The sequence below is a fragment of the Paenibacillus sp. P3E genome (assembly GCF_001909045.1).
GTDB lineage: Bacteria > Bacillota > Bacilli > Paenibacillales > Paenibacillaceae > Paenibacillus_AQ > Paenibacillus_AQ helianthi.
Genome location: NZ_LVWH01000001.1, coordinates 85,686 through 100,221, shown reverse-complemented (window position 1 = coordinate 100,221; position 14,536 = coordinate 85,686). Strand labels below are relative to the sequence as shown.

The window sequence follows — 14,536 nt, the reverse complement described above, 5'->3', positions numbered from 1 at the left end:
TCACTTCCAAGAGAGCCTGTCAGCGCAGCCTGCTCCCGGGCTGCGCTGAATAATGGCTGCACTCGTTATTAAGGAGAGATGCAGATGGGCATTACCGGTGTGGAGTATGGCTCTTTCTATTTGCCTGCGGGGAAGGTTGCCCAAATCGCATTACAGATACCCGGGCTTAGGCAGCCTGAACGCGTGGACGAACGGATTGATTTCGAGAAGTGGACCCGTATCCACAACATGGATCTGGATTCCCTCGATGAACAGGAGCTGATCCTGCTGGCCTTTCCAATGAGAGACGATGAGACCTATGAAGAGCTCGTCGACGGGTATCTGCTGCCGCATTTGCAGTCTTTGTTCGATCTGTTTGAAGAAGCGGCGCGGCAGCAGTCCGGTCTGGTGTTCAACATCGTCTAAGCCTTAGAGGCTCCATTTAGCGGGGACTATCCCGGCAAAATCTCATGCAAATATCCGGTCAACGCTTGGGCTGCCCGTTCATGGGCCAATACACCGGGATGGGTTCTGGACCCTACAGTTTCAGCTGTTGTATTGGGAAGCTGGAATACCGACACCCGTCTGTCACCTGTCTTCCTCATATAGCTGCTGACCGCACGGTGGATCGACGGCATCATCGGTATGCCCAGCATGCCGTAGGCCCATACGATATGGGCCTTTTTATTATTTTTCCGAAGTGTACCCAGAAAACGTTCAACTGCTTCCTCAAAGGCCGCCAAATCCTCTTCGTTATACGTTCCGTCTTCATGGAGCCGTTGCTTATGCGTTTCCCCGGTCGCTTCATCCCTCCATGCCGGAGATTGGAATGCGCCGCCATCATTGGTGCCCAGATTCACCACCACCACGTCCGGCTGCCAGTCCTCAAAAGCGTTCGCTGTATGTACCCCTAACGCTTCATTCCTCTCACCCGTCAGCATCCCGCATACCTGCTCATAATACCTTGGAATATTGCAATGCGGATTGTTATCCCAGCTTGTGAGCACACCCCAACCACTCTGGGAAATCACCCGGTAATCGGCATTCAGCGCCTCTGCTGTCATTGCCGTGTAGTTGTAGGTGGCGCTGAACCAGGCAGGAATCCAGTCTTCCTCCGCCTTGGCGCCTACCGTACCCTCTCCTGAAGTAATACTGTCACCGATAAATTCCATTTTATAGGGCTTGTCCGCAACCGGAAGAAATTCCCCATCCCCCTTCACCGCATGGATCTGCAGCAGGCACGCGGGATCTTCGCTCATCGCCTGGACCTCTTTGACCACCCGCACATTTTTGATAGCGTTCTCATTCATACCTCTAAATACACAAATCCAGTACCGGCCTGCGGTCAGCATTTGTCTGCTTACAGGGACCGAATTAATCAGAATGCTAATCCACGGCTCATACACCTCATAGTCCGCCTCAACCTCAATCCACAGCTCTGAGCCCTGTACATTGAATTCAACAGCACTCCCCGTCCAGAACAGGGTTAACGGAGCAAGTGCTCCTGTGGTTCTTCCATGGACTTTTACATGCGCTACAGCAGACAGCGGCTGTGTCTTTAAACGTTCTTGTGTGGTCATTGGTTGCCCTCCCAAAATTTCCTTCTCTCTTGGATTATAGCAATTTCATTTGGATACCATGAAGATTATTTCCAAACAAAAAACGGCTGCGCCTCCTTCACAAGAAAGGGCAGCCGTTTCCATGTTCACCCGGACTTCAGGATCTCCAATACAGTAAATCAGCCTAGTCCGCCGCTTAGCCCTCGCCTATGCCCGGAACCTCTTCAAAAACTCAACAGCCAGGCGGATATCCGCCTCCGGATTGCTGCCGACTTCACGCTCAATCGTCAGATACCCTTGGTAGCCGATATCGTTCAATGCCTGAAGATAACCGTTCCAGTCGACACCTCCCGCTCCCAGCGGCACTTCGCGGAACGCCGAACCGGACTCTGCCATCTCCGCGATTTTCTCATGGTCCAGCTCCGGTGCTTCATAGCCGTACTCTCCGTATACATCGCGCGGATCGATATTAGCCAGCTTGACGCCATCCTTCGCATGGGTGTGCACAATGTAGTCTTTCAGGGTATGAACACCCTGCACCGGATCATCTCCGGTCACCATCACCATATTGGCCGGATCGAAGTTAACCGACACCCCTTTGGAACCCAGCCCGTCCAGGAACATTTTCAGATGCGCGGCAGTCTCCGGCCCGGTTTCGATCGCGAAGTAAGCATTCATCTCATGCGCATACCGGCTTAGCTCCTCACAAGCTGTGTGCATCGTCTCATAGATTTGACTGTCCTTGTTCGGAGGAACGATCCCGATATGCGTGGTCACGATGTCTGTGCCCAGTTCCTTGGCCAGCTCCATGATACGCTTCGACTTGTCGATTTTGGCGCGGTTCTGCGCAGGGTCCTGGAAGCCGTGCCCTCCCAGATCGCCGACAAGAGCCGAGATTTCGAGCCCGAGCGAAGCGATATATTCCTTCCATTCACGGCGGGCAGTCGGAGACAGATTAGCAGGATCGAATTCACCCTGTACCGCATAGATTTGCACCCCGTCAGCGCCTGCTTCCTTTGCCTTGCGCAAGCCCTCCTTCACCCCGACCTGAAAGCTGTCTACGATCACGCCGATTTTATTGCTGATAACAGGTGTCGCCATGGCGGTAATCCTCCTCATATTCAAGTGATTTGATTAGATCGCATTCCATGTCCGCTTGACGTATTCCAGGCCCAGCCTTGTTCCCTTGCGGCATTCTTCCAAACCCTCGAATTCAATGGATATATAGCCGTCATACCCGCTCTCCTTCACCAGCCTGAGCACACGCGGCATATCGATGTCGCCCTGGCCCACGATCGCGCCCCTGAGCCAATTCCCACCGGAAGACTGGAACCACCCTTCTCCGGGATGCCGGTCCTGCGGACGGACATAGAAATCCTTGAGGTGAACCATGGAGGCAATCTTGAGGTTGCCGGCCACAGCGGTAAGCGGGTTCTCATCGGCGCACAAGAAGTTGCCAACGTCTAGTGTCGTACGGAAGTTCTCCCGGTCCACAGCGCTTACCAATGCCTGTACCCGGTCACTGTGCTGAATGAAGTACCCGTGATTCTCTACACTCGTTGTAATGCCGAAGCCGGATGCATAATCGGCAATTTCACGGCATGCGTCAGCCAGCTGGGGAAGCTCCTCCAGAAAATGGACGATGGACAGATCAGGTGACGAGGCCACATCGTGCCGCATCCGCTGAATGCCAAGTGCCGCACACACCTCCACTTCCCGCTTCACCCGCTCCATTTCCTTCCGCCGCATCTCTGTCTCCAGTCCGGCAAAATTCGCACCGATCGCATAATTGGACAACTCAAGGCCACGGTCCGCTGCAGTCTGCAGAATGACATCCATAAGCTCCGGATTGTCGATCAGATTGAAGCCTAAGGGTACAATCTCTGCATGTTCCGCCCCCAGGTCGGCGATCGTCTCCAGGACGCCCTTCAGTGTCAGCTCTCCGGCGGCAAACGCCGCGTGCAGACTGTAGGTGCTGATTCCGAGCTTCATAATTTCACCTCTTCGCCTTTGGCTGCGGATGCGTAGATCCCGCCAAGTATCTTCATGATTTCCACCCCGTCCTGCACAGGGCTCAGCGGCTGCGAGCCACTCCCTACACAGTTGGTGAAATGATCAATTTCATACTGGAACGCACTGTTAAAATCGAATCCTGCATGATCCGTCTGCGGATAGATATTGACGATGGTATTGGCCTCTTCACGCACAATCACCGTTTCGGGATCGATTTCAAAGCCGCCTTTCTCCCCATACAGGCGTACAGACCTTTCATCTTCCTTCGCATGCAGTGTAAAGCTGACATCTACTAACAGCGAAGCTCCGTTCTCGAACCGGATCAGCGCATTCGCCAGATCCTCCACCGTATTATTCGCCGCATCGTAGTCAGCAGCTTTATAGAAAGAGAGATGTTCCACGTGGGCGCGGTTGCCCAGCTTCCGGTAGGTATTGGCACTGACTGATACCGGTTTCGGACGGCCCATCAAGTACCAGCACAGATCGATGACATGGACCCCGATATCGATCAGCGGTCCACCGCCGGAGCGTTCGATGTCAGCGAACCAGCCGCCGGGATTGCCAAGACGCCTTAACGTCGTCGCCTTCGCATAGTAGATCTCACCAAACTCCCCTGCTTCCACCAGCTTCTGAAGCAGCTGGACGTTGGCATCGTAGCGCCGTACGAAGCCCACTTGCAAAATCTTGCCGCTCTCTTCCACTGCCTGCTGAACCTGTACCGCTTCTTCCAGCGTACGGCAGAGGGGCTTCTCCACCAGCACATGCTTGCCGGCTTGCAGCGCCGCAATGCTGATCTCGGCATGGGAGTTGTTCCAGGTACAGATACTGACTGCATCAACGCTTGGATCAGCCAGCAGCGCGCGGTAATCCGTATACACCTTCTCCGCACCATACTCAGCCGCCGCCGCCCTTGCACGCTCTTCATTCAGGTCGCACACCGCATACACAGCGGTCTGCGGATTCTTCCGGTAGGCATTCAAATGCATGCCTGAGATGGAGCCTGTTCCAATTACGCCAACCCTGATCATATCCACGAACCTTCTCTCTTTTATTTGCATACGTTCTGATTCGTATTATAATGATTTCAATCATGAAGACCATGCAGCGCCTTGCGGTCTTATTTGTACAATTGTGCGGTGGAGGTGTGATCCAACAATGTTGAACTATGACCTGGAACTGCGGGAGCCCATGGATATGCCGGACCCCGAGTTTCCAATCAAAGTACATACCCAGCGCTTTGACAGGGCAGGCGTCGTGCTGTTTCCCCATCACTGGCATGAGCATCTGGAATTTCTGTTCATTGAGCGCGGAGAAGCGGTGTTCGAATGCGGACGGACACCAATCCATGTCCGTGCCGGCGATCTGATCGCCGTGAACAGCAATGAGCTGCATTATGGCGTAAGCGCCTCTGCCGATCTGCTCTATTACGCGATTATCGCGGACACCTCATTACTGCATAGCGCCGTAAGTGACGCTGCAGAGACCAAATTCATCGCACCGATCCAGCAGAACCGTCTGCTGCTCCGCAACCATATCTCCGGGGATCAGCATATTACTGACTGTGCCCTGACCATTATCCGCGAACTCGAACGCCGCGAATTCGGCTATGAGCTGGCAGTCAAGTCCGAGCTGTACCGCCTGCTTACCCTGCTGCTGCGCGGACATGTGGTAACCGTACTGTCGCAGGCCGAACAGACCCGGCGCATTCAGACCATTGAGCGGTTCGCTCCGGTGCTTCGTTATATTGACACCCGATATAGTGAGCCTATCTTTGTGGACCATCTTGCGGCGCTCGCCGGGCTCAGCCGCTTCCATTTCAGCCGCCTCTTCAAGGAGCTGACCGGACACACGATATCCGAATATGTTAACGCCGTCCGGCTGGACCGGGCCGACTCCATGCTGCGCCATACGCAGCTGACCGTTTCTGAAATCGCCGCAGCCACCGGATTCAATGATATTTACTACTTCAGCCGCACCTTCAAAAAACACAAGCAAAGAACCCCCTCCAGTGTGAGAGGCTTCTAGGGGACAAGGAGATACACCCTTTGTGTCGAATACCTACCTTCGAAGCAGAACTGCTTCCGCTTACGACATCACTGCCCAGCAGAGGAGAGGATTCATTTGGCCTATTCCATCAATAATCTGAAAGATAACAGCAATGTTGTGATCAAGGAACAGCTTGGCGGATTTTCGGTTATCGAGTACAAAGAGGATTTGAGCAGCACCACCTTGGCGGAAGCACAATCCAACTTCTTCATGAGCAAAAGCAACATGCGCAACAAGCAGCTCATGATTGAGCTGAACAACAGCGAGGTTACGCTGAGTGCCGGGGCCATGCAGTATATGGTCGGGAATATTGAAATGACCTCAGGGGTAAAAGGGGTCGGTGGACTGATGCGAAATATCGTGTCCAGCGCCGCAACCAGAACCAGTGCCATCAAACCTCTCTACAAAGGCACGGGTACGATTCTGCTGGAAACCACTTATAAATATCTGTGGCTGATTGATGTCGACAACGATCATATCGTTATTGATGACGGCCTGTTCCTGGCCTGTGAGTCTTCCCTCCAGCTGGCCGTTACTGCGCGCAAGAATCTGTCCTCTGCCGCACTGGGCGGAGAAGGGCTGTTCAATCTGAGCGCCAAAGGCAAAGGCATCCTGGCCCTGGAAGCACCGATTCCCTCCGAGGAAGCCGTTGTCGTTGAGCTGCAGAATGATGTGCTGAAGGTCGATGGCAACTTTGCATTAATGTGGTCCAACACCCTGGATTTCACCGTAGAAAAGTCAGGCAAAACCCGTCTTGGCTCCGCTGCCTCCGGCGAGGGGCTTGTTAATGTGTACCGGGGGACAGGAACCGTCTGGCTGGCTCCGCTTACCCAGTACAGAAACAGCCTGTTTCAAGCGAACACGCCTTAAATAATTTCTCGTAATAGCACTTTGTTTATCGAATCAGCACTTCCTTTGTCACCCGTGCAGGGAGCCGCTTATGAAGGGCGAATTGTTCATAGCAAGACTACCTGAACTGGAGGAACCGAAATGGAAATGCTGAAAACAAAGGATGCCGCAGAGCTGTTGTCCGTTAGCCAGACCACTATCAAACGCTGGGCTGCCATGTTCCCTGATTTCTTTCCAAAGGACCGGTTTGGACATTATATATTCTCAGAGCAGGCAATCAGCCTGCTACAATCGATTAAAGACCGCATCAATCACGGGGAAGCATTGGAGTGCATCAACCTGGATCTTGCTACTGGCACCGGGCAGCCCGTGTCACAGCAGGAGAACCCGCTCCTCCGCACACCGGATGGGCCTATGGAAGACATGCTGTCGCGAATCGATTACATTGAACGCTCACTAGAACATAAAGCTGACGAGGTAGTCTCGGTACAGCTGCTCCAGCAGCGCGGAGAGCTTGAGGACCTGCGTCATATGATCAAGCAATTGGCAGTATCTCTGGAAACGATTCAGGAGCGGACCGACCCACCCCTCTCCCCGTACGAGCCTAACGCTGCAGCCGGGAGGATCCAGAGTCCGCCGCGGAAGCGCGGGCTGCTGCGCACTTTTTTCTCATTCCTGTAACCCCAAGTTCGCATGCAGGCCAAACAAAGAACGGTTGATTCCATGGATCATGGATCAACCGTTCTTTGTTGTAGCTGTCTAGAACAGGCTTTTAGCCGCTTCAATCAATTGCTCTTTGGTCACCGTCCGGGAATCGGTCTGCACATGATAGGCAGTACTCTTGCCTTCACCTGCACTCAGCCATGTTACATCCTGATGAACACTGCTCTCCCCGAACAGCGACTGACTGTCCTTCAGATAATGTGCCGTTAGGCCGCCGATTTGAAGTTCCTCATACACCGTACCGGGCGGAACGAGTTGGAATACCTTGGCGCCGGGAGCGCCGTCTGCAATTTGCCAGGTCAGATAGATCGAGTCGCCCGCCGCATTGCGGTATACAGAAGTGTAGGTTTCAGTAATATCTTCAGACACATCCGTCTTACGCCACAGCATCTCACTTCCCGTCTTCTTGCTCTCAGCCTTCATTTCATCCAGAAGTGTGTAGGCATCCGCCCCGAACGTGAATTGGAAGGGTGAAGTCTCCATTCCTTCTACGAAATGGTAGGCTCCAAGGATCGATTCAGGAAACTTCTCCCCGACATGATGCTTCTGTAAGGCCGCTCTCCACTCCTCTACAGGAAGCACAACTGGTTTATTGATGCCGTAGACAACCGGGGTTCCCTGAGCCTCAAGGTCATGGTCTTTAAAATATACAACCGCCGTTTCTCCAGGGTTTAGCTGTGCTCTCACTTCCGCAAGCGAACCGCGTATCTTCGCTACATCCTCTGGAATGAGCTGCAGCTTCTGCTCGATTTTGTAATTAGAGGAGAGCTTATCGGTATGGTCATCAAACAGAAGCTTGCTGCCTGCATAGCCGAACCCGCATAGTACAATGAAAATAGCGGCGATCAGGACAAATTTCGGCGTTTTTTTAGTTTTGAACATGGATGGTTTTCCCCTTTGTTGCATCACCTGCTGCCTGTATTCTGCCGCTATTCGGGTATCCAGATCAGAAGGACACCTCCGGGAATCTCGTTTGAACTCCTCTACCAGCTGCCGCTCAATAGACAAAGCCATCCCCCTCCTTTCGCAATCCCAGTTCGTCGAACCGCTGGCGCAGCTGCTTAAGCGCATGATGATGCCTCGATTTTACGGTACCTATTGGAATCTTCAGCAATACGGCGATTTCTTCCAGCGAGCAATCCTGATAATAGCGGAGGACAATAACCTCTTTGAATTTGAGCGATAGTGTCTGGAGAACCGGAAGCAGCTCAAGCTGATCATCCAGCGCCGTTAGCCGCAGCTCTGCAGCAGCATCGGATGATTTGGCGGTGCTCAGCTTCAGTTTTTCCGTGATCCGGAACAGCCGCCACTCCTTCCGCTTCCAGTTGCGCACTTGCCTGACAATCAATCCGTTGAACCATGAATTGAATTGTAGTTCCGGATCATACCTGCTCACACTTTTGTATAGCTCGAAATAGACTTCACTCATAATATCTGCAATATCTTTCCTGCTTGGAGCGAGGTAACCGATTAACCGGTAAGCATGCTCGCGTGTTGCTTCGTAAACGACTTGGAATGCTTCTTCATCCCCCTGGCTCATCCGGATAAGCCACGGGTTCAAGTCTAAGTCCTTCATAAGGGCCGGCCTCCATTCGGGTCTTACAACAGATATTGGCTCTTTTTGCCTAATTGGTTCAATTTATAAAAAGTTTAACAGCTGTTTAAGTTTGCGACGAACTCTTCGCCTCTTTATTTATCCCTATTTTAAAACTGCCTTTTATGATAGGGCTATGAATATTAGGAGGGAAGTATATGAAGAATTACCGTGCCTATGCCGTTCTGCTGGCAGGAGCGATTGTAGCTAGTCAACAGCTCAGCTTGCCGGCGTTTGCGGCACCCGGCAGCATTCCTATAAATAAAGACATTCCGCGGAGTGTCGATGCTCTGACTAAGCTGGCCTCTATCTCCATTCAGGCTGGCGTTAGCGTCAGATTGACCGATTTGCAGCTGGCTAAGGAGGAAACCGGAAACAGCCTCATTTATACACTTACTTATACCAATACGAGCGGCAGTCCCTATAAGCTTTTTAATGGATTCTCAAAAGTAACCACTCCTGAAGGCATAGAGATCAAAAGCAACCCTGTACCAGAAGATAAAAACAAAGTGGAAGTCCCCCCCAAGGACCAATTATCTGTTACATATTACGTGAATGTCCGTAAGACCACCAAGCTCAGCGGGATCAAAGTATCCATGTTCGGTTGGGACTTCAGCGGTTCCGATTACCAGAAGAAGCTGGGCACCTTTGCCATCCCGACACCATATTCCTCATCCGTCCAGCAGGGCCAGAGTAAAAAGATCACCATGAACAGCCTTCCGGTATCCTTGAAGCCAGAGAATCTGCAAATCTACCATTTCAACAGCAAGGTCTACGCCAAAATCGCCTTAAGCCTAACGAATCTGGGCTCCAAGGTGTTGAGCGCTCCCAGCTACCGGGTATATCTGGAGTCCTCCGGCGGCTCCATGTTCGAGCTTACGTTAAGCGATACCAGCCGCGACTATAAAGTGCAATCCGGGGAGAAGAGGACAGTCTACTATCTGACTGAAATCCCTTCCTACACCAATACAAGCAATATGTCACTGTCCATCACCCGGGAAAGTACCGAGCTTAAGGCCGACCTGCCCGTGGCCTCCTTCCTGCTGCCTGCTTCTATCTCCCCGAGCCTCAGCGTAGCTGCGTATGCGACGAAGAAGCTCAGCATCAGTAGTAATACCGTAGAGACACAGCTGACAAAAGCCTCCGTTACGGCTAAGGGTGTCAAAGCACTATGGAATCTGCAGTTTCGGGTGAAAAATGCCGGTAACAAAGCAGTAACTCTGCCGAGCTATGATGTATCTGTCAAAGCCGCAGAGGGTTATACCTTACCGGTAAATACCAAAGCTTTCAGCAGTCTTACACTGAAGCCGCTTGAGGAGCGAATTCTCCAGTTCTCCGCAGAAGTGCCGATTGAACTGAGTCAGGGTACGCTTCAGCTCCAGTTAGTAGAGCCCGCAGCTGAAGGCAAAATCATCTTCCCTACGGCCTTTTACCAGATTCCTTATGCGCTGGAGCAGGACCGTTACGTGAACTCTGAATATGTACTGGATAACAGCAACGGAACCTTCGGCATCAATCTCGAGTCCGTAGAGCGTATGCCCTGGTCCGCTGAAGATGTGGTTGTAGCCAAAATTCGCATCCGCAACACCAAAACTTCCACGATTACAATGCCTTCGCTCACTGGCGCGATGAAAGCCGGAACCCACGATCTGGGCAGTTCAATTCAGGTGGTTGCAGCCGATTCAGACCCTACGCTAGCTTCTGGGGAAAGTGCTAGTTATTATGTGATCGGCAAAATCCCTTATGAGCTGGGCTTCGAGCACATCAATATCGAGCTCACCAGCGGTTCTGGCGATACTGCGGAGTCCTTCCTCTCCTTGAACACAAGACAGGTAGCTGCTACGGCCCTTACGGTAGACCAAGGCAAATCGTTCCACATTGAAACGCCGGGTAAACGGGCGGAGATCAAGGAACGCCGGACCACTGTATATCCCGGAACAAGCAAGAACATCGTGTACACAGAGCTGGAAATGAACAGCGAAGAAACCCGTAAATCGGATCAGGCCAAGCTCGTAGCTTACTATAAGACGTCAGGCGATGATTATTACGAAGCGGAAATCAGCCAATCGGAGCTGGCGACCGGACCTAAGGGCAAAAATCTGGTAACCGTGTGGAGCAAGCTGCCTGTGTCGGTAGACACCTCCAAGCTGACTCTCTATGTCGGGGAAGGCGTGAGTGATGGCAAGCTTACGCTGCCGGGCGGAACGCCGACGGCTTACATCAACACTGTAGCGCTCGCACTGAACAAGCAAACGCCGGCTCCTCTAACCGCACTTAGCGGCGGTGTGGAATTATTCCCTTATAGTCTCACGATAACCGGAGCTACAGGGACATTGACGGAGGGCCAGGAAACACTCTCAACCAACCTGACCTACAGCCTGGGCAAGAGCAGCATCTATGATATGGGAACCTATGGACATAAGCTGGTTGTGCAGCTAATGGACCCCTACGGCCAAAGCCAGGAAAGAACACTGACACCCGGTACAGATCTTACCCCGGGACAATTCATGACCTATTCCACAACCTTCATAAGCAGCTTATATAAGACGCTGAAAGGCGGGAATTTCATTCTTAATCTGTATGACGAGTTCCAGGGCGAGCGAATCAAGCTGGGAAGCCAAAACTATAATTTGACCTACGTCCCGACACCAAAGGCTCCCGAGCCCACAAGTACCCCTGCCCCTAAGGACAGCACTAACACGAACGGTGGAGGATCATTATGAAGATAAAAAAAGGGGTCTGGATATCGGCTGTGATCCTTGCGCTTGTGGCAACAGGCACTGCGGTAGTTACCTTGTCGCCAGACAAAAACAAGCAAGGAGCCGAAGTAACCGTCAAAACAACCGCAGTGCAAAAGGGAGATATCTCTGTCATTGTCAAAGGCTCCGGCTCTGTCAAAGCTACACACTCAGAAACGGTCTTCGCCAAGGATCAAGGAAACGTGGCCCGGGTATTTGTCAACGCAAACGCTCGGGTTAAGAAAGGCCAGCTCCTGATGACCTATAAAGCAACAAATGTGGATAGCAGCCTCAGGCAGCAGCTTAACATCCTAAGGCAGAATCAAAACGCGCTGCAGGACAAACAGGATCAGTATAAGAAGCTTGTAATGGACGGTGCGGTGCAGGGCGAAGTGGACACGGCAAAGCTGGCTATTGAAAGGTCCAAGGAAGATATCGCCGCCACTGAGGCTGAAATTGCTGCACTGCACAAGGATCAGACCCCTCGTGCCCCATTGACCTCGCCGATGGAGGGAACGATTACCAAGATTAGCGTATCTTCAGGCGGAGCAGTCGTTAACGGCGCGGAAGCCTTCAAGATTACCGATTACCAGAATCTGAGCGCAACCATCCGGGTGGATGAGCTGGATATCCCCAAGATCAAGCTGGGAATGACTGCCACCGTTAAACTGGATGCTTTGGCAAATAAGAACTACTCTGGCACAGTGGTCGCAATTGCAAATGAAGGCAAGATTACAAACGGCGTATCCTTATTTGATGTCACGATCCGTCTATCCGATCCCGGGGATGTAAAGGCCGGAATGTCAGCACAGGGGAGAATTCAAATTGAAGAGAAGAAGGGGATTCTGGTGCTTCCTATTGAATCCGTGACTCAGAAGGGTGATACATATTTCGTTCAGGTGTTGAACAATACGGCGAAAACGGCGAAAACGGACATAGCCCCTGTACCTGAAGAAAAGGCCGTTACCGTCGGCGTTCACGATGAGAGTCAGATTGAGATCACCGGCGGGCTGAAGCTCGGGGAACAGGTGGTTATTCCAACCGTTATCGCGCCAAGCAGCGCAAGCTCGAGTTCCCAGGATCAGGGCTTCTTCGGTGGAGACGGTGGAGACAGTGGAAACAGCGGAGGTGGAGAAATGTCTCCCGCAGGGGGTGGACTATGAGCGGTGAACCCTTGATTCGGATTGAAAATATGGTCCACGGCTATACGATGGCAGGAGAACGGATGACGGTGCTAAAAGGACTCTCGTTTACGATCAGCCACGGGGAATTCGTGGCAATTATCGGCCCTTCGGGTTCAGGCAAATCAACGCTCATGAACATGATCGGCTGCCTGGACCTCTCTAATGAAGGAAGCTATTCTCTTGACGGACAGGATGTCAGAAAGCTGTCAGACAACCGCATGGCGCAGATCCGCAACGAGAAAATCGGATTTATCTTCCAGAGCTTTAACTTATTGCCGAAGCTCTCCGCTGTAGAAAATGTAGAGCTGCCCCTGATTTATCGGGGCATGACTCACCGGGAAAGAAGAAAGCTGGCAGAAGTGGCGCTGGAAAAGGTAGGGCTTCACGATCGGATGCATCACCGTCCCAGCGAGCTATCCGGGGGGCAGCAGCAGCGGGTAGCCATCGCAAGAGCACTCGCGGGCAATCCTCCCATGCTTCTTGCGGACGAACCGACCGGAGCGCTGGATACCAAGACAGGGCAAGAGGTGATGCAGATGATCAAGATGCTGAATGCACAGGGGCATACGATTATTCTGATTACCCATGATCTGGAGATTGCCAAGCAGGCAAAACGGGTCATTCGGATTCAGGATGGAAATCTGGTAGAAGATCGGAGAAATGACGAATGATCTTTTTTCAAAGCATACGCATGGCGCTCATGAGCATCATCGGCAACAAGGTTCGTTCGTTCCTTACCATGCTGGGAATCATCATCGGAGTATCCTCCGTTATTCTGCTTGTATCCGTCGGACAGGGCGTCACCGGCCAGATTTCTGGTCAGCTCAGTGATCTGGGCACGAACCAGATGGCGGTAATGATCACAGGACGGGGAGCTGTCAATTCATTGGAGTATGACGAGGTGATGGCCTATGCCAAGCTCCCGGGTGTAGATCTCGTGTCCCCCAGCATCAGCAGCAACATTACCGCCAAATACCGTACCAAGAATAGAAGCGTCCCGCTCGAAGGGGTAACGCCGAGCTACGAGAAGGTGAAAGATTTCCATGTCCAGTCCGGCCGATTCCTGCTCGATATAGATATCCAGTACCGCCAAAAGGTAGCTCTGATTGGTGCGGGCACTGCAAAAAAGCTGTACGGCACTGAGAATCCGGTTGGGAAAGATATACAGCTTAATGGAAATACCTTTACAATCGTTGGTTTGTTGCAAGCGAAAGGGACGTCAATGGCTGGATCAAATGATGACAAAATTCTCATCCCCGTATCTTCAGCTGAACGGCTGCTTCAGAGTAAAGGCATTCAAAATTTCACCGTCAAGGTACTGGCTGATGAAGACGTTAAACCTGTCAAGAGCAGGATCGGAAGTATCCTGGACAAGAAGTTCCTTAAAGCCAAAGATTCTTACTTTGTTTACGACTCCAAGGAGATCATGGATACTGTAAAAAAAACCACCAACACCCTTTCGATTGGACTCGCAGGAATTGCCGGAATTTCCTTGATTGTGGGTGGAATCGGGATCATGAATATCATGATTGTCTCGGTCAACGAACGAACACGGGAAATCGGAATTCGCAAGGCCATTGGTGCTAAAAAGCGGGATGTATTGCTGCAGTTTATGATAGAGTCCATCTTCTTAAGCACCCTTGGCGGAGTGGTGGGAATTGGCGTTGGACTAGGGCTCACTTGGTTAGTCGGCAAGTTCACTTCATTACAGGTAGGCTACGCCTGGAACATGGTTGTGATTTCGTTCCTGTTCTCTCTCTTTATCGGTGTGTTCTTCGGACTGTTGCCGGCCAACAAAGCAGCAAGACTCCGGCCGATTTATGCCCTACGCACGGATTAACGAACCGGGGT

The 14,536-nt window shown here is 52.0% G+C and carries 14 protein-coding genes; 8 read left to right on the top strand and 6 right to left on the bottom strand.

Translation table 11 applies throughout. The features are described 5' to 3' along the window. Positions 1-84: 84 nt before the first annotated feature. Complete coding sequence (locus A3842_RS00455; RefSeq protein ID WP_074100059.1) at positions 85-405, top strand: hypothetical protein; 321 nt, start codon at positions 85-87, stop codon at positions 403-405. A 26-nt stretch (positions 406-431) separates the two neighbouring features. Here A3842_RS00455 and A3842_RS00450 read toward each other — a convergent pair whose 3' ends face one another. From A3842_RS00450 to A3842_RS00435, 4 genes are all read right to left on the bottom strand, one after another. After that, complete coding sequence (locus A3842_RS00450) at positions 432-1,559, bottom strand: SGNH/GDSL hydrolase family protein (protein ID WP_074100058.1); 1,128 nt, start codon at positions 1,557-1,559, stop codon at positions 432-434. Between the two features lie 186 nt (positions 1,560-1,745). Then, on the bottom strand, positions 1,746-2,639 hold the full coding sequence (locus tag A3842_RS00445) for a sugar phosphate isomerase/epimerase family protein (protein ID WP_074100057.1): 894 nt from the start codon (positions 2,637-2,639) through the stop codon (positions 1,746-1,748). Positions 2,640-2,672: 33 nt separating this feature from the next. Beyond that, positions 2,673-3,530 (bottom strand): sugar phosphate isomerase/epimerase family protein, encoded by an 858-nt coding sequence (locus tag A3842_RS00440; RefSeq protein WP_074088294.1) that lies wholly within the window; start codon positions 3,528-3,530, stop codon positions 2,673-2,675. Then, positions 3,527-4,585: a Gfo/Idh/MocA family protein gene (locus tag A3842_RS00435; protein ID WP_143186109.1), complete on the bottom strand. Its 1,059-nt coding sequence runs from the start codon at positions 4,583-4,585 to the stop codon at positions 3,527-3,529. Before A3842_RS00435 ends, A3842_RS00440 begins: the two co-directional genes overlap by 4 nt. A 121-nt stretch (positions 4,586-4,706) precedes the next feature. Here A3842_RS00435 and A3842_RS00430 point away from each other — a divergent pair, with 121 nt between their 5' ends. From A3842_RS00430 to A3842_RS00420, 3 genes are all read left to right on the top strand, one after another. Beyond that, a complete protein-coding gene (locus A3842_RS00430; RefSeq protein ID WP_074088292.1) occupies positions 4,707-5,576 on the top strand; it encodes an AraC family transcriptional regulator in 870 nt (289 codons plus the stop codon). Positions 5,577-5,672: 96 nt separating this feature from the next. Then, positions 5,673-6,467, top strand: a complete 795-nt coding sequence (locus A3842_RS00425; protein WP_074100055.1) for an AIM24 family protein — start codon at positions 5,673-5,675, stop codon at positions 6,465-6,467. 120 nt (positions 6,468-6,587) lie between these two features. After that, complete coding sequence (locus A3842_RS00420) at positions 6,588-7,127, top strand: MerR family transcriptional regulator (protein ID WP_074100054.1); 540 nt, start codon at positions 6,588-6,590, stop codon at positions 7,125-7,127. Positions 7,128-7,205: 78 nt separating this feature from the next. On the opposite strand, the gene A3842_RS00415 is transcribed toward A3842_RS00420, so the two are convergent. Both A3842_RS00415 and A3842_RS00410 read right to left on the bottom strand, forming a co-directional pair. Next, positions 7,206-8,051 carry a hypothetical protein gene (locus A3842_RS00415; RefSeq protein WP_143186108.1) on the bottom strand — a complete coding sequence of 282 codons (846 nt, stop codon included), beginning with the start codon at positions 8,049-8,051 and terminating at the stop codon, positions 7,206-7,208. A gap of 115 nt (positions 8,052-8,166) precedes the next feature. Beyond that, on the bottom strand, positions 8,167-8,745 hold the full coding sequence (locus tag A3842_RS00410) for a sigma-70 family RNA polymerase sigma factor (protein WP_074100052.1): 579 nt from the start codon (positions 8,743-8,745) through the stop codon (positions 8,167-8,169). A gap of 176 nt (positions 8,746-8,921) precedes the next feature. Between A3842_RS00410 and A3842_RS00405 the strand changes: the two genes are divergently transcribed. Genes A3842_RS00405 through A3842_RS00390 form a run of 4 tightly spaced genes read left to right on the top strand, consistent with a single transcriptional unit; the run spans position 8,922 to position 14,525 of the window. Then, entirely contained in the window at positions 8,922-11,486 is a 2,565-nt protein-coding gene (locus A3842_RS00405; protein WP_074100051.1) for a hypothetical protein, read from the top strand. Further along, positions 11,483-12,664 (top strand): efflux RND transporter periplasmic adaptor subunit, encoded by a 1,182-nt coding sequence (locus A3842_RS00400; RefSeq protein WP_074100050.1) that lies wholly within the window; start codon positions 11,483-11,485, stop codon positions 12,662-12,664. The genes A3842_RS00405 and A3842_RS00400 overlap by 4 nt, the downstream gene beginning before the upstream one ends. After that, positions 12,661-13,356 (top strand): ABC transporter ATP-binding protein, encoded by a 696-nt coding sequence (locus A3842_RS00395; RefSeq protein WP_074100049.1) that lies wholly within the window; start codon positions 12,661-12,663, stop codon positions 13,354-13,356. The genes A3842_RS00400 and A3842_RS00395 overlap by 4 nt, the downstream gene beginning before the upstream one ends. Next, on the top strand, positions 13,353-14,525 hold the full coding sequence (locus tag A3842_RS00390) for an ABC transporter permease (protein WP_074100048.1): 1,173 nt from the start codon (positions 13,353-13,355) through the stop codon (positions 14,523-14,525). Before A3842_RS00395 ends, A3842_RS00390 begins: the two co-directional genes overlap by 4 nt. Positions 14,526-14,536: the final 11 nt, after the last annotated feature.